This is a genomic window from Streptomyces sp. NBC_01485 (genome assembly GCF_036227125.1).
Classification (GTDB): domain Bacteria; phylum Actinomycetota; class Actinomycetes; order Streptomycetales; family Streptomycetaceae; genus Streptomyces.
Genome location: NZ_CP109435.1, coordinates 1,809,686 through 1,824,533, shown reverse-complemented (window position 1 = coordinate 1,824,533; position 14,848 = coordinate 1,809,686). Strand labels below are relative to the sequence as shown.

The window sequence follows — 14,848 nt, the reverse complement described above, 5'->3', positions numbered from 1 at the left end:
GGATGCCCCTCGCGGATCATCTTCGTGAGCTCCGCAACCGGCTGGCGAAGGCCATGCTGGCCGTCACGGTCGTGTCCGTGGTGGTCGCCTTCTACAGCCAGGAACTGATGACGTTCCTGATGGGCCCGGTGCCGAAGTGCACCACGGGACTGGGTGAGTCCACCGGCGGCACCTGCGCCGTCATCGCGTACACCGACCTGCTGTCGCCCTTCACCACCACGGTGAAGGTCTGCTTCATGGCGGGAATCATCATTTCGAGCCCGATCTGGCTGTACCAGCTGTGGGCGTTCGTGGCGCCGGGCCTGCACAAGCACGAGCGCAAGTACACCTACTGGTTCGTGTCCGGGGCCGTGCCGCTCTTCCTGGGCGGTGCCGCGCTGGCCTACACGGTTCTGCCGATCAGCATGCGCGTGCTGCTCGGCATCACGCCCGACGGTTCGGCGAACATCCTGCCCATGGACAAGGTCCTGGACTTCATCGTCCGGATGATCCTGATCTTCGGTGCGGCCTTCGAGCTGCCCCTCCTCCTTGTCATGCTCAACTTCAGCGGCATGGTGACCGGGCGCAGGATGGCCGGCTGGTGGCGTGGCGTCGTCATGGGCGTCTTCGTCTTCGGCGCCGTGGCCACCCCCACCACCGACCCCTTCGGGATGATCGCGCTCGCCGGTCCCATCATCGTCCTGTACTTCATCGCCGTGGGCGTCTCCCTCCTCAACGACAGGCGCCGCCGCCGCGCGAATCCGGACGCCGAGCTGGACGACGACGAGGCGTCGCGGATCGATCTCACGCCGGAGGCCGTCGACGAGGTCGAACCCGTGTCGGCGTCGGGGACCGCGTCGCATCAGGCGGCCGGGAGCATCGAGGGAACATCGTCGCGCGTCAACGGATACGACGACGTCACCTGAGCGGGACGGACGAGCGGGCGGGAAGGACGAGGGCCGGACGGATATCCGTCCGGCCCCTGCTGCTCTTCGGTGACGCGGCGACGAGCCTCACAGGTCACGCACGGAGCCGACCCCGGCCTACCTCCAGCCGTGGATCCGGATAATGATCGTCCTGTTGTCAGTGCGGCCCGGTACGCTCGAAAGCACGATGACAGACGATCTCTCCCCGGCCGAGCGGTATGCGGCAGCCCGTAAGCGCGCTGTCGAGCAGGCCACCGCGCTCGCGTCCTTCCGCGAGATGTACGACTTCGGTCTCGACCCCTTCCAGATCGAGGCCTGCCAGTCCCTCGAGGCGGGCAAGGGCGTCCTGGTGGCCGCCCCCACCGGCTCGGGCAAGACGATCGTGGGCGAGTTCGCCGTCCACCTCGCCCTGCTCCAGGGCAAGAAGTGCTTCTACACGACACCCATCAAGGCGCTGTCGAACCAGAAGTACTCCGACCTGTGCCGCCGCTACGGCAACGACAAGGTGGGCCTGCTCACCGGCGACAACAGCGTCAACTCCGACGCCCCGGTGGTCGTGATGACCACCGAGGTGCTGCGGAACATGCTGTACGCCGGTTCGCAGACCCTCCTCGGCCTGGGCTACGTGGTGATGGACGAGGTGCACTACCTCTCCGACCGCTTCCGGGGCGCCGTATGGGAGGAAGTGATCATTCACCTTCCCGAGTCGGTCACCCTGGTCAGTCTGTCCGCGACCGTGTCCAACGCCGAGGAGTTCGGCGACTGGCTCGACACCGTGCGCGGCGACACCGAGGTGATCGTCTCCGAGCACCGGCCCGTGCCGCTGTTCCAGCACGTGCTCGCCGGACGGCGGATGTACGACCTGTTCGAGGAGGGCGAGGGCCACCGCAGGGCCGTCAACCCCGACCTCGCGCGCCTGGCCCGCATGGAGGCGAGCAAGCCCTCGTACCAGGACCGCAGACGCGGCCGCAGCATGCGCGAGGCCGACCGTGAGCGGGAGCGCAGACAGCGTTCGCGGGTGTGGACGCCGGGCCGGCCGGAGGTCATCGAGCGGCTCGACGCCGCGGGGCTGCTGCCCGCGATCACCTTCATCTTCAGCCGCGCCGCCTGCGAGGCCGCCGTCCAGCAGTGCCTGTACGCCGGACTGCGGCTGAACGACGAGGACGCGCGGGCCGAGGTCCGCGCCCTCGTCGAGGAGCGCACGGCCGCGATCCCGCACGAGGACCTGCACGTCCTCGGCTACTACGAGTGGCTGGAGGGCCTGGAACGCGGTATCGCCGCCCACCACGCGGGCATGCTGCCGTCGTTCAAGGAGGTCGTCGAGGAACTGTTCGTGCGCGGCCTGGTCAAGGCCGTGTTCGCCACCGAGACGCTGGCGCTGGGCATCAACATGCCCGCACGGTCCGTGGTGCTGGAGAAGCTCGTCAAGTGGAACGGCGAGCAGCACGCCGACATCACCCCCGGCGAGTACACCCAGCTCACCGGGCGCGCGGGCCGGCGTGGCATCGACGTCGAGGGCCACGCGGTGGTGCTGTGGCAGCGCGCCATGAACCCCGACCACCTCGCCGGACTGGCCGGCACCCGCACGTATCCGCTGCGCTCCAGCTTCAAACCGTCGTACAACATGGCGGTCAACCTGGTCGAGCAGTTCGGCCGGCACCGGTCGAGGGAACTGCTGGAGACGTCGTTCGCGCAGTTCCAGGCCGACCGGTCGGTGGTCGGGATCTCCCGGCAGGTGCAGCGCAACGAGGAGGGGCTCGACGGCTACAAGGCCTCCATGACCTGCCACCTCGGGGACTTCGACGAGTACGCGCAACTGCGCCGCGATCTCAAGGACCGCGAGACCGAACTGGCCAAGCAGGGCGCGACCCAGCGGCGCGTCGAGGCCGCCGTGGCGCTGGAGAAGCTCAAGCCGGGCGACGTCATCCACGTGCCGGCCGGCAAGTACGCGGGCTTGGCACTCGTCCTCGACCCGGGCCTGCCCGCCGGGCGGGCCAACGGTCACCGCGGCTTCGACCAGCACGACGGGCCGCGTCCGCTGGTCCTCACCGCCGAGCGGCAGGTCAAGCGGCTGGCCGCGATGGACTTCCCGGTACCGGTCGAGGCACTGGACCGGATGCGCATCCCCAAGACGTTCAACCCGCGCTCGCCGCAGTCCCGCCGCGACCTCGCCTCCGCACTGCGCACCAAGGCCGGGCACATCGCGCCGGAGCGGGCCCGCAAGCAGCGCGCCCAGGCCGCCGACGACCGTGAGATCGCCCGGCTGCGCGCCGCGCTGCGCGCGCACCCCTGCCACGGCTGCTCCGACCGCGAGGACCACGCCCGCTGGGCCGAGCGCTACCACCGGCTGCTGCGCGACACCTCGCAACTGGAGCGCCGTATCGAGGGACGCACCAACACCATCGCCCGTACGTTCGACCGGATCGTGGCGCTGCTGACCGAGCTGGACTATCTGCGCGGCAACGAGGTCACCGAGCACGGCAAGCGGCTCGCCCGGCTCTACGGCGAGCTCGACCTGCTGGCGAGCGAATGCCTGCGTGCGGGCGTGTGGGAGGGGCTGGCCCCCGCCGAGCTCGCCGCCTGTGTCTCGGCGCTGGTCTACGAGTCGCGGGTCGCCGACGACGCGATGGCGCCGAAGCTGCCCTCGGGCAAGGCGAAGGCCGCGCTCGGTGAGATGGTGCGGATCTGGGGGCGGCTGGACGCGCTGGAGGAGGATTTCCGGATCAGCCAGACGGAGGGGGTCGGGCAGCGTGAGCCTGACCTCGGGTTCGCCTGGTCTGCGTATATGTGGGCTTCCGGTAAGGGGCTCGATGAGGTGTTGCGTGAGGCGGAGATGCCGGCGGGGGACTTCGTGCGGTGGTGCAAGCAGGTGATTGATGTGCTGGGGCAGATCTCTGCGGCCTCTGCGGCCGAGGGTTCTACCGTGGCCAAGGCTGCGCGTAAGGCGGTTGATCAGTTGCTGCGGGGGGTTGTCGCCTATTCGTCGGTGGGGTGACGGGTTGACGGCGGGTGCGGGGAGCATGTGGTTGCTCGCGCCCACGCGGCGGAGCCGCAAATCGATAGAGCCCCGCGCCCCTGACGTACCTCGCCTCAGCGCTTGTTGAGATATGAGCGCCAGCTGCCGTGTTGCGTGATGTCCTCGGCGTTCTCCAGAGCGCTCGGTTCGCACAGGAAGCCCGGGACGCTGCTGCCGTCCGCCAGTTGCACGGTGCCGAGTGTCATCGGGCGGGGGAGGGACGTCAGTAGGCGGCCCAGGCCTTCTGGTGGGAGGTGCCAGATCTCTGTCTCGATCTGTGCGCCTCCTTCTCCCACGTGTACCAGGCCCGGCTTCGGTGGGGTCGTGTGCAGGGCGTGGAGGCGGTATGCGGCGGCTGTTGTCGTCGTGCGGTCCAGGCGGGCGCCCAGGGCCAGGAGTTGGGGGTTCAGTGGCTGGCCGGTCAAGTGCGCGCCCACCACTGCCAGTTGCGTATCCGGTTGGAGCAGTCCGGCGATTCGGGCCAGGCGTTCGTCCGTGAACGCCGGGCCGATCAGCATCACGCCGAAGGGGAGGCCGCCTGCCTCGCCGGCCGGGACGGCGACCGCTGCCAGGTCGAAGAGGTTCGTGGAGTTGGTGAAGCGGCCCAGGCGGGCGTTGGCGCCAAGGGGGTCGGCGGCGACCTCGGCGAGGGTGGGGTGCCCGGGGGCCGTCGGCAGCAAGAGGGCGTCCGCGTCGGCCAGTTCGGCCAGGGCGCGGGTGCGCAGGGCCGTCAGGCGCTGGGTGTCCGTGTAGAGCTGGTGGGCCGGGATGTCGCGGGCTCGGGTGATGATGCCGGTGACCGTCGGGTCCAGGCCCGCGCCGCCCTCCGCGAGCAACTTGTCGACGAAGTGGCCTACGGCGGTGTAGCGCTCGGCGACGAACGCGCCCTGGTAGAGCATCGCGGCGGCCTCGGTGAACGGGGTGAGGTCGAGGGTGCGCAGCTCCGCCCCGGCCGCCCCGACCTGCCGTACCGCCGCCTCGTAGGCCTCCGCCCAGCCCTCGTCCAGCTCGCCCAGTTGTTCGCGGGGCGGGACCGCGATGCGCCACGGGCCGGGGGTTCGGGCGGGGAGGGACGGCAGGGCGCGGTCGGGCGGGGACGCCATGTGGGCCAGTGCCCGTTCGGCCTCGGGGAGCGTGCGGGCGAACACCGTCACGCAGTCGATCGAGGCGCAGGCCGGGACGACTCCCTCCGTGGGGACCAGGCCGCGGGTGGGCTTGAGGCCGACGATGCCGTTGAAGGCGGCCGGGATCCGGCCCGAACCGGCGGTGTCGGTGCCGAGGGCGAGGTCGACGATGCCGAGAGCGACCGCGACGGCCGAGCCGGAGCTCGAACCGCCGCTCACCCGCGCCGGGTCGTGGGCGCCTCGGACCGCGCCGTGCGGGGAGCGGGTGCCCACCAGGCCGGTCGCGAACTGGTCCAGGTTCGTGGTGCCCAGCACCAGCGCGCCGGCCGCCCGGAGGCGGGCCACGACGGGGGCGTCGGCGGCGGGCTGGTAGGCGTACGCCGGGCAGCCCGCCGTGGTGGGCAGGCCGGCCACGTCGATGTTGCCCTTGGCGGCGAGCAGCCGGCCGGCGAGCGGGAGGTGCTCGCCCCGGGCGAGCCGTTCGTCGAGCGTGCGGGCCTCCGCCTCGACCTCCTCCCGGGGCCGCAGGTCGATCCAGATCTCCGGGCGGGCCGTGGCCTCGATGCGGGCGTAGGCGGCGCGGACGCGGGACAGGGTGCGGGACATTCTCGTGCTCCTCGGGTTCAGCTCGCGGCCGGGGCCAGGACGAGCAGTGCCGTCCCCGCCTCGACCTGGTCGCCGGGTCGGGCCAGGATCTGCGCCACCACGCCGTCGACCGGCGCGTGCACCCTGGACTCCATCTTCATCGCCTCCAGGGCGAGCAGCGGCTGTCCCGCCGTCACCTCGTCGCCGGGAGACACGTTCAACTGCCATACGGACGCGGCGAATTCGGCCTCGACCAGGCGGCCGCCCGGCGGGAGTGCCACCTCGGCAGGGGGAGCGGGCGGCGCTGCCGCGGCCTCCGCGCGGGTGAACTCGCCCGCCGCCTCCCACGCGTCCCGCTCCGCCGCGAACGCGGTGCGCTGGCCGGACCTGAACTCCGCGATGGAGTCCGCGTGTTCGGCCAGGAAGGTCTGGTACCCGGCGAGCGAGAAGGTGCCCTCCTCGATGCGCGGCACGAAGCGGCCCGAGATGATGTCGGCCCGCAGGTCGAGGAGTTCGTCCGGGTCGACCGGGTACCAGCGGATCCGGTCGAAGAAGCGCAGCAGCCAGGGCGAGCCCGCCTCGAACGCGCCGCGCTGCTGCCAGGGCGACCACACCTGGGTCGTCCGGCCCACGAACTGGTAGCCGCCGGGGCCCTCCATGCCGTAGACGCACAGGTACGCCCCGCCGATACCGACCGAGTTCTCGGCCGTCCAGGTGCGTGCGGGGTTGTACTTGGTCGTCACCAGGCGGTGGCGGGGGTCGAGGGGGGTGGCGACCGGGGCGCCCAGGTAGACGTCACCCAGGCCCAGGACCAGGTACTCCGCGGCGAAGACCGTGTCGTAGACGTCGGCCACCGACTCCAGGCCGTTGACCCGGCGGATGAACTCGATGTTCCACGGGCACCAGGGCGCGTCGTCGCGGACGCCCGCCATGTAGCGGGCGATCGCCTCGCGGGTGGCCGGGTCGTCCCAGGACAGGGGGAGGTGCACGGTACGGGAGGGGACGACCAGCTCGTCCGAGGGCGGGAGGGCCGCCGTCATCTCCCGGACGACCGCGAGGAGTTCGTGTTGGGGGAGGCGGCGGGGGTCCGTCTGGATCTGGAGGGAGCGGATGCCCGGGGTGAGGTCGCTGACGCCCGTCAGGTCCGCCTCGGCCACCGCCTCCATCAGCGCGTGGACCCGCATGCGCAGCGCCAGGTCGAGTTGCATGGGTCCGAACTCGACCAGCAGGTTGTCGTCGCCGCTGCGCCGGTAGGTGACGTCGCCGTCGCGGGCCAGTACGCCGCCGTCGACGATGTCGGCGCGGGGCGCGCCGGACACGTCCACCGGCCGGAAGCGGACCGTGTCGCCGGGGCGCAGTTGGCCGAGCTTCCAGCGCTCGGAGCTGAGCACGGTCGCCGGGCACACGAACCCGCCGAGCGAGGGGCCGTCCGGGCCGAGCAGCACCGGCATGTCGCCGGTGTAGTCGACGGCGCCGACGGAGTAGGGCGTGTCGTGGATGTTGGACGGGTGCAGGCCCGCCTCGCCGCCGTCCGTGCGCGCCCAGCGCGGTTTCGGTCCCACCAGGCGCACGCCGGTGCGGGCCGAGTTGAAGTGGACCTTCCAGTCGGCGGCGTAGAAGTCGCGGATGTCGTCCTCGGTGAAGAACTCCGGGGCCGCGTGCGGGCCTTCGACCGCGCCGATGTGCCAGACGGGGGCGAACTCCGGACGGTCCGTGACCGGTGCGGCGGTGCCTTCTACGGCCGCCCCGCCTTCTATGGCCGCCCCGCCCTCGGTGGTCGTCCCGCCGTGCAGGACGTCGCCCGTCCGCAGCGCGCGCCCGCCGTGTCCGCCGAAGCGGCCCAGCGTGAAGGTGCTCGCGCTGCCCAGGAAGGCGGGGACGTCCAGGCCGCCCGAGAACAGGACGTAGGTGCGCAGGCCGTGTTCGCCGGGCGCGCCGATCTCCAGCACGGCCCCGGCCGGCACGGTCACGGGCTCCCACTGCGGCACCGCCCTGCCGTCCACGGCGACCGGCGCCGGGGCGCCCGTCACGCACACCGTCGTGGGGTGGGTGAAGCGCAGCGTCGGGCCCTGGAGGGTGCACTCCAGGCCCGGGGTGCCCTCGGGGTTGCCCAATGCCCGGTTGCCGAGGCGGAAGGAGCGGTCGTCCATCGGGCCGGACGGCGGCACCCCGACCTGCCAGTGGCCGGTGCGGCCGGGCCAGTCCTGCACGGTGGTGAGGGTGCCGCCGGCGACGACCTCGATGCGCGGGGTCGGGTCGGTGACCGTGGCGAGGGTCGCCGTGGAGTGGGTCGCCCGGCGGAAGTCCGGGTCGGTGAGCGAGGCGCGCACCAGCCCCAGGTTGGTCTCGACGCCGTCGACGCGGGTGCGGGCCAGCGCCTCGTCGAGGCGGCGCAGCGCGTGCTCCCGGTCGGGGCCGTAGGCGATCACCTTCGCGAGCATCGGGTCGTACGACGTGGTCACCTCGGTGCCCGTCTCCACCCAGCCGTCGACGCGTACCCCGGCCGGGAACTCGACCCGGGTCAACAGGCCCGCGCTGGGCCGGTGTTCGCGGCTCGGGTCCTCCGCGTAGAGGCGGGCCTCGACGGCGTGGCCGCGCGGGGCGCCGGGGTCGTGTACGACGTCCCGCTCGCCGCGCGCCAGGCGCAGCATCCAGGCGACCAGGTCGACGCCGTAGATCTCCTCGGTGACCGGATGTTCCACCTGGAGACGGGTGTTGACCTCCAGGAAGTAGGCCTCCTCGCGGGCCGCGTCGTAGACGAACTCGACGGTCCCGGCGGAGCGGTAGCCGACGGAGGCGCACAAGTCGCGGGCGGAGGAGGTGAGTTGGTCGCGCACGTGGTCAGGGAGGCCCGGGGCCGGCGCCTCCTCCAGGACCTTCTGGTTGCGGCGCTGGAGCGAGCAGTCGCGGTCGCCGAAGGTGACGACCCTGCCCTCGCCGTCGCCGAAGACCTGCACCTCGACATGGCGGGCGTGCTCCACGAGCCGTTCCAGGAAGACGCCGGCGGAGGAGAAGGAGGCGGCGGCGACGCGCTGGACGCGTTCCCAGGCGTCGGTGAGTCCGTCGGGGGAGTGGCAGGCCGACATGCCGATGCCGCCGCCTCCGCCCGTCGCCTTGAGCATGACCGGATAGCCGATGAGCTGGGCTTTTTCCAGTGCCTCGGTGAGTCCCGAGAGCAGGCCGGTGCCCGGCGCCAGTGGTACGCCCGCCGCCTGTGCCGCCGCGCGGGCGGTGTGCTTGGCGCCGAACAGCTCCAGTTGCCCGGGGGTCGGTCCGACGAACACGATCCCGGCGTCGGCGCAGCGGCGCGCGAAGGGCGCGTCCTCGGAGAGGAAGCCGTAGCCCGGGTGGATCGCGCCCGCGCCGGTGTCCTTGGCCGCCTTCAGGACCAGGTCGGCGTCGAGGTAGGACTCCTTCGCGGGCGCCGGACCGAGCCGCAGCGCCTCGTCGGCGAGCCGGACGTGGGGCGCCGAGCGGTCGGCGTCGGAGTACACCGCGACCGTGCGCAGGCCGAGTTCGCGGGCGGTGCGGATGATCCGTACGGCTATCTCGCCGCGGTTGGCGATCAGCAGCTTGTCGAAAGTCATGCGTCCGCCCCGGTGACCGTCATCTCCACGGCGGTCGGCTCGAAGCCGTTGCACGGGTTGTTGATCTGGGGGCAGTTGGAGACCAGGACGAGGACGTCCCGTTCGGCGCGCAGGGTGAGCGCAAGGCCCGGTGCGGAGAGGCCGTCGACGATGCCGAGGGTGCCGTCCCGCTCGACCGGGACGTTCATGTACCAGTTGATGTTGGAGACCAGGTCCCGCTTGCCGAGGCCGTGCTTGGCGCCCTCGGCCAGGAAGTTGTCCACGCAGGCGTGCTGCGCGTACGTGTGGTGGCCGTAGCGCAGGGTGTTGGACTCCTTGGAGCAGGCGCCGCCGACGGTGTCGTGGCGGCCCACCGCGTCGGCGGTCACCGTCATCAGCGGGGTGTGCTCGCCGGACATCAGCACACTGCCCGTGGTGAGGAAGATGCCGCCCTGCGCCTGGATCGTGTCCGGCGCGCTGTAGCGCACGGACGGGTCGTGGGCGTCGTACACGAGGAAGTCGACGGCCTGGTTGCCGTGCAGGTCGGTGATGGTCAGCGTCTCGCCGGCGCGGATGACGGACGACCAGGCGGCGCGGGCCGCGACGACGGTCTTCGACGGGTCGACGGTCCTCAACGGGTCGACGGTGTTCATGCGAGCCCCCTCGCGGTGAGGAATTCGGCGGTGTTGAGGAAGGCGCGGCGGCCCTCGGGGGTGGTGTCCCACAGCGGGTCGCCGGGTGCCGTCGGCGCCGCGCGCCAGGCGAGGACCTCCAGCGGGGTGCTGACGTACTCGGGGCGGGGGTCGGCCGGGTGCGGCACGTTGGCGATCAGCACCGTCACGTCCTGCTCGGCGCGCAGGGTGACACTGCCGCCCGGGCCGGCCGAGCCGGTGAAGTCGAGGGTGCCGTCGCCGCGGACCCGCACGCCCTGGAAGAAGGACAGCGAGGGCGGCAGGTCGCGGGGCTCCAGGCCGTTCTTCGCGGCGGCCAGCTTGAACAGCTCCCGGCCGGCCGGGGAGGGGGACTGCGGGGTGCCGTCGCCGTAGCGCCCGGTGTTGCGTACGAGGGTGGAGGTGCCGCACAGGGCGTCGTGCCGGCCGGAGGTGTCGGCGACGACCGAGGCGAGGACCCGCCCCTGGTCGGACAGGAGCAGCACGCCCTCGCCGAGGTAGGCGTTCCACTGGACCTTGACCGTGTCGGCCACGTTCAGCCGCTCCCAGGGGCGGTCCGCCGCATGGAGGAGCAGGTGGGCGCAGGCGTCGCCGCGCAGGTCGGTCAGGCGCAGCTCGGTGCCGCGCGCGAGGACCCGGTGGGTGTAGTTGCCGCCCGCGACCGTCTCGGCCCACACCAGGTGGCCCGCCTCGCACGGCGGGGCCGGCCAGTCGGCCGCCGGTACGACGGGCATGGTGTCGGTGCGCGTGCCCTCCTGGGCCCGGGCATGGGCGCGGGCTCCGTAGGTGGTCGCTGTCGCCATCGGGACCTCCGGCTGAGGGGGTAATTTCTGTCGCCCGACAGAAATTAGGGGCGGGCCGGGTCGCCGCCGTTGCCGCCGCGTTGCCACCTCGTTACCGGCCCCTCACGAAGATCACTGTCCGGTGCCGTGTGCGAGGATCGAACGCATGGAGACGAGCGGCGGACGCCGAGTGGGCAGGCCACGGGCCGCGCAGCGCCCGGACAGCGGGCTCGCGCCGCGCGCCGAACTGCTCACGGCCGCCGCGGAGCTGTTCACCACCCGCGGGTACGCCGCCACCACGACCCGGGCCGTCGCCGAGCGCGCGGGCATGCGCCAGGCCTCCATGTACCACTACGTCTCCGGCAAGGAGGAGCTGCTCGCCGAGCTGCTGGAGTCGACGGTCACGCCCTCGCTGACCTGCGCCCGTCGGTTGCTCGCGGACGACGTGCGGGCCGCCGAGGAGCGGCTGCGCGAGCTGTGCCGCACCGACGTGGAGCTGCTGTGCGGCGGCTCGCACAACCTCGGCGGCCTCTACCTGCTGCCCGAGGTGCGCACCGAGCGGTTCGCCGGGTTCCATGCCGTGCGCGGCGAACTCAAGGACGCCTACCGGCAGTTGATCGCCGCGACGGTGTCCGGCGGCGCGCTCGCGAAGAGTGAGCTCGATCTGCGGACCGACCTCGTCTTCGGGCTGATCGAGGGCGTCATCCTCGTCCACCGCTCGGATCCCGACCGCTCCGTCTCGGAGTTCGCCCGCGCCACCGCCGACGCGGCGCTGCGCATCGTGGGCGACTGAACGCCGCGGCGACCGAACGCCGCGCGGCAACTGGACACCGCCTGAGAGGACTTGGGGGCGCCTGACGGTTGCCCGCCGGTGGTTGTCTCATCCGTCCCGGTGAAGTGTTTCGCACGCCCGTGCGTCGTCACGCATCGTGTTCGAACAAATCCCCTGCGTTTAAATGGGCTTGAGGCTACTGCATGTGCGGAGCCGGTTTCAGAGAGTCGCCGAATGTGACGCGGTGGTGATCCGGTCGGACTAAGCTCGCCCGCGGCGCACCGAGTTGAGGCGTATTCGTGCGCTTGTTCCCAAACATCCCGAAGATGCCGACAGATCCCTACAGAGGGTGCCCACATGGTGAGTGTTCAGTCCCCACCCGGTCGCCGAGAACTTCCTTACGCACGCGTGCTGTTGCTGCCGGCGATACTGATGGCCGCGGCGACCGGAGCCGCCGTCGCCCTGGTGGCGACGCAGGCCCGGCTCGCCGTCGGCGTCTGCGGAGCCGTCGCCACGCTTCTGGTGATCGCGGCCGGAGCCGAGTCGGCGCGCCGCGGCCGCCTGCTGCGCGAGGTGCGCGCGGAGAAGGAGCAGCGCGTCGCCTACCTGGAACAGTGCGTCGCCGACCACGGTGAGGAGAACCGCCTCCTCGCCGAGGAGTTCGTGCCCAACGCCGTGGAGTGGCTGCGGGCCGGAAATTCCCCCAGGGAGGTGATGCGCGACCTCACCGAGGGCGACCAGTTGTTCCGGGATCTCGACGACGCGCAACGCGCCGTGGTCCGGAAGATCCTCGACATCGTCGACCACGAGGAGTCCCTGCGCGACTCCGCCCAGCGCTCCTTCGTCAGCATCGCCCGCCGCATGCAGGCCATCGTCCACCAACAGGCCGCGGAACTGCGGGAGATGGAGGAGGACCACGGCCGTAACCCCGAGGTCTTCGACGACCTGCTGCGCATCGACCACGGCACCTCGCTGATCGGCCGCCTCGCCGACTCCATCGGTGTGCTCGGCGGCGGCCGGCCCAGCCGCAACTGGCCCCAGCCGGTCCCGCTGTACAGCGTGCTGCGCGGCGCCATGTCCCGGATCCTGGAGTACCGGCGCATCCAGCTGGACTCCATCGCCAAGGTCAACATCAGCGGCCTCTCCGTCGAGCCGCTCATCCACGCGCTCGCCGAACTCCTCGACAACTCCACCCGCTACTCGCCCCCGAACAGCAAGGTGCACGTCAACGCCGTCGAGGTGCAGACCGGCATCGCCATCGAGATCGAGGACGCCGGCGTCAGCCTCAGCGAGGAGGCCCGCGCCAAGGCCGAACGCATGCTGGAGCAGGCCATGGCGGGCGTCGACATCCAGGACGTCGGCATCACCCCGCGCCTGGGCCTCGCGGTCGTCGGCCGGCTGTGCACCTCGTTCAACCTGGAGGTCTCGCTGCGCAAGTCGGCCTACGGCGGCGTCCGGGCCGTCCTCATCGTGCCGAGCGAGATGCAGACCTGCGAACCCGCCCCCGGCTTCGCGCACGGCATCGGCGCCACCGCCGTACCGCAGATCGACCTCAGCCAGGTCGGCGAGGGCCCCAAGCGCCCGCCCAAGAAGCGCCGTCCCACCAACGCGCGCATCCCGGCCGGGATCTCCCTGACCGACGACGAGGTGCCCGAGGTCACCGAGTGGACCGAGCAGGGCCTGCCGCAGCGGCGCAGCAAGACCACGATCTCGATCGCCCAGCGCTACCGGGAGGCGTACGCCGCCCAGGAGGCCGAGCGCCAGGGCAAGCCGGACCTGTTCGCGCAGCCCCGCCCGGAGCCGCAGCCCGAACGGAAGAAGCAAGAGCCCGGCGTGGCCTTCGAGGCGTTCTGGGAGGGCCTGAAGAAGGACATCCCGCCGGGCGTCCACCCGACCGACTTCACCCGCAACCCCACCGCCTACCTGCATCTGCTCGAAGACAAGGCCAAGCCCGAGGCCGACGACGAAGGGGACCTCACGTGATCCAGCAGCGCCAAAACTTCGACTGGCTGCTCAAGGAGCTCTACGACGGCGTACCGGGCATCGAGATGATCGTGGTGCTGTCGGCCGACGGTCTGCGCATCGCCCGCTACGCCGGTGACCCCGACGCCGCGGACCGGGTCGCCGCCGCCTGCGCGGGCATGCAGAGCCTCGCCGGCGCGGTCGCCCAGGAGATCCCCGCCGTCGTCGGCGACATGAACCTCGTCATCATCGAGATGGACGGCGGCTACTTCTACCTGATGGCGGCCGGCGCCAACGCCTACCTCGCGGTCCTCGCCGACGTCCGCTGCGAGGCCGGCCGGATGAGCGCCAGCATGCGCGACCTCGTGGTCCGCATCGGCGCCCACCTCACCACCCCGCCCCGGCGCAACGGGCACAGCGTATGACGCCTCCGCAACGCAGGCGGCGACAACCCCTGCCGGAACCGCCCCCGCCCCCGCCGCAGCCCGTACAGCAGCCCCCGCAGGAGGGGGAGGGCAAGAACCCCGAGCGGCTGTACATCATCACGGGCGCGGACGGCGAGCGCGCTCCCGTCGACCTGGTCACCTTAATCGTGGCGTGTGCCGAACCGCCCTCCTCGGCCACGCCGGAGCAGACGGCGGTGCTGCGGATGTGCGGCGCCCCGCTCTCGGTGGCCGAGGTGTCGGCCTATCTCGGTCTCCCGTTCAGCGTGGTGACGGTGCTGCTGACCGAAATGCTGGCGGCCGAACTCGTTCAGGCGCGCGCCCCGATCGTCCGGCAGCAGCTCCCTGACCGTTCCCTTCTCGAAGCGGTGATGCATGGACTTCAACGGCTCTGACACGATCCCCGGCCCACGGTCCGAGGACTATCTCCCGCAGACCACCACGGCCGCGGCGAAGATCGTCATCGTGGGCGGTTTCGGCGTCGGCAAGACCACCATGGTCGGCTCCGTCAGTGAGATCAGGCCGCTGACCACCGAGGAGACCATGACCCAGGCGGGCGTCGGGGTCGACGACAACTACGGCTCCGAGACCAAGACCGCCACCACCGTGGCCATGGACTTCGGCCGGATCCGCATCACGGAACAGGTCGTGCTCTACCTCTTCGGCACGCCCGGCCAGGAGCGCTTCTGGTTCCTGTGGAACGGGCTGTTCGAGGGCGCGCTCGGCGCGGTCGTACTGGTCGACACCCGCCGCCTGGAGGTCAGCTTCGAGGTCATGGGCCGGCTGGAGGAGGGCGGCGTGCCCTTCGTCGTCGCCGTCAACACCTTCCCCGACGGGCCCCGTTACCCCCTCGACGAACTGCGCGGGGCCCTCGACCTGCCGCCCGAGATCCCGATCGTGGAGTGCGACGTGCGCCGCCGCGCCTCGAGCCGCGACGTCCTGATGACCCTCATGCAGTTCCTGCACTCCCTGGCACTCAGCCGCAGCCTCACCTGACGGCCACCGCACACGACACCCGCAGA

11 protein-coding genes are annotated in these 14,848 nt (G+C 71.6%); 7 read left to right on the top strand and 4 right to left on the bottom strand.

Going from position 1 to position 14,848, the window contains the following annotated elements; translation table 11 throughout:
- The first annotated feature begins 2 nt into the window (after positions 1-2).
- Together tatC and OG352_RS08420 are read left to right on the top strand one after the other, a co-directional pair.
- Positions 3-905: a twin-arginine translocase subunit TatC gene (tatC, locus tag OG352_RS08425; RefSeq protein ID WP_329223761.1), complete on the top strand. Its 903-nt coding sequence runs from the start codon at positions 3-5 to the stop codon at positions 903-905.
- 142 nt (positions 906-1,047) lie between these two features.
- Positions 1,048-3,900: a DEAD/DEAH box helicase gene (locus OG352_RS08420; RefSeq protein WP_329215760.1), complete on the top strand. Its 2,853-nt coding sequence runs from the start codon at positions 1,048-1,050 to the stop codon at positions 3,898-3,900.
- Between the two features lie 95 nt (positions 3,901-3,995).
- On the opposite strand, the gene atzF is transcribed toward OG352_RS08420, so the two are convergent.
- From atzF to OG352_RS08400, 4 genes are read right to left on the bottom strand one after another with little or no spacing between them, the layout of a single operon-like run.
- A complete protein-coding gene (gene atzF / locus OG352_RS08415; RefSeq protein ID WP_329215759.1) occupies positions 3,996-5,651 on the bottom strand; it encodes an allophanate hydrolase in 1,656 nt (551 codons plus the stop codon).
- A gap of 17 nt (positions 5,652-5,668) precedes the next feature.
- Positions 5,669-9,217, bottom strand: a complete 3,549-nt coding sequence (locus tag OG352_RS08410) for a 5-oxoprolinase/urea amidolyase family protein (protein WP_329215758.1) — start codon at positions 9,215-9,217, stop codon at positions 5,669-5,671.
- Positions 9,214-9,849 (bottom strand): urea amidolyase associated protein UAAP2, encoded by a 636-nt coding sequence (locus OG352_RS08405; RefSeq protein ID WP_329215757.1) that lies wholly within the window; start codon positions 9,847-9,849, stop codon positions 9,214-9,216. The genes OG352_RS08410 and OG352_RS08405 overlap by 4 nt, the downstream gene beginning before the upstream one ends.
- Positions 9,846-10,670 (bottom strand): urea amidolyase associated protein UAAP1, encoded by an 825-nt coding sequence (locus OG352_RS08400; RefSeq protein WP_329215756.1) that lies wholly within the window; start codon positions 10,668-10,670, stop codon positions 9,846-9,848. Before OG352_RS08400 ends, OG352_RS08405 begins: the two co-directional genes overlap by 4 nt.
- 145 nt (positions 10,671-10,815) lie before the next feature.
- On the opposite strand from OG352_RS08400, the gene OG352_RS08395 reads away from it, so the two are divergent.
- The 5 genes from OG352_RS08395 to OG352_RS08375 all read left to right on the top strand — a co-directional run bounded on the left by OG352_RS08395 (position 10,816) and on the right by OG352_RS08375 (position 14,822).
- On the top strand, positions 10,816-11,442 hold the full coding sequence (locus OG352_RS08395) for a TetR/AcrR family transcriptional regulator (RefSeq protein ID WP_329215755.1): 627 nt from the start codon (positions 10,816-10,818) through the stop codon (positions 11,440-11,442).
- A 336-nt stretch (positions 11,443-11,778) separates the two neighbouring features.
- Entirely contained in the window at positions 11,779-13,404 is a 1,626-nt protein-coding gene (locus OG352_RS08390) for a sensor histidine kinase (RefSeq protein ID WP_329215754.1), read from the top strand.
- On the top strand, positions 13,401-13,808 hold the full coding sequence (locus tag OG352_RS08385; RefSeq protein WP_329215753.1) for a roadblock/LC7 domain-containing protein: 408 nt from the start codon (positions 13,401-13,403) through the stop codon (positions 13,806-13,808). The genes OG352_RS08390 and OG352_RS08385 overlap by 4 nt, the downstream gene beginning before the upstream one ends.
- Positions 13,805-14,221 carry a DUF742 domain-containing protein gene (locus tag OG352_RS08380; RefSeq protein WP_329215752.1) on the top strand — a complete coding sequence of 139 codons (417 nt, stop codon included), beginning with the start codon at positions 13,805-13,807 and terminating at the stop codon, positions 14,219-14,221. Before OG352_RS08385 ends, OG352_RS08380 begins: the two co-directional genes overlap by 4 nt.
- Complete coding sequence (locus tag OG352_RS08375; protein ID WP_329215751.1) at positions 14,202-14,822, top strand: GTP-binding protein; 621 nt, start codon at positions 14,202-14,204, stop codon at positions 14,820-14,822. The genes OG352_RS08380 and OG352_RS08375 overlap by 20 nt, the downstream gene beginning before the upstream one ends.
- The last annotated feature ends 26 nt before the right edge of the window (positions 14,823-14,848 follow it).

Excerpts from the sequence above, each read along its gene's own strand:
- tatC (WP_329223761.1), top strand. The coding sequence starts at position 3 with ATGCCCCTCGCGGATCATCTTCGTGAGCTCCGCAACCGGCTGGCGAAG.
- OG352_RS08420 (WP_329215760.1), top strand. The coding sequence starts at position 1,048 with ATGATCGTCCTGTTGTCAGTGCGGCCCGGTACGCTCGAAAGCACGATG.
- atzF (WP_329215759.1), bottom strand. The coding sequence starts at position 5,651 with ATGTCCCGCACCCTGTCCCGCGTCCGCGCCGCCTACGCCCGCATCGAG.
- OG352_RS08410 (WP_329215758.1), bottom strand. The coding sequence starts at position 9,217 with ATGACTTTCGACAAGCTGCTGATCGCCAACCGCGGCGAGATAGCCGTA.
- OG352_RS08405 (WP_329215757.1), bottom strand. The coding sequence starts at position 9,849 with ATGAACACCGTCGACCCGTTGAGGACCGTCGACCCGTCGAAGACCGTC.
- OG352_RS08400 (WP_329215756.1), bottom strand. The coding sequence starts at position 10,670 with ATGGCGACAGCGACCACCTACGGAGCCCGCGCCCATGCCCGGGCCCAG.
- OG352_RS08395 (WP_329215755.1), top strand. The coding sequence starts at position 10,816 with ATGGAGACGAGCGGCGGACGCCGAGTGGGCAGGCCACGGGCCGCGCAG.
- OG352_RS08390 (WP_329215754.1), top strand. The coding sequence starts at position 11,779 with ATGGTGAGTGTTCAGTCCCCACCCGGTCGCCGAGAACTTCCTTACGCA.
- OG352_RS08380 (WP_329215752.1), top strand. The coding sequence starts at position 13,805 with ATGACGCCTCCGCAACGCAGGCGGCGACAACCCCTGCCGGAACCGCCC.
- OG352_RS08375 (WP_329215751.1), top strand. The coding sequence starts at position 14,202 with ATGGACTTCAACGGCTCTGACACGATCCCCGGCCCACGGTCCGAGGAC.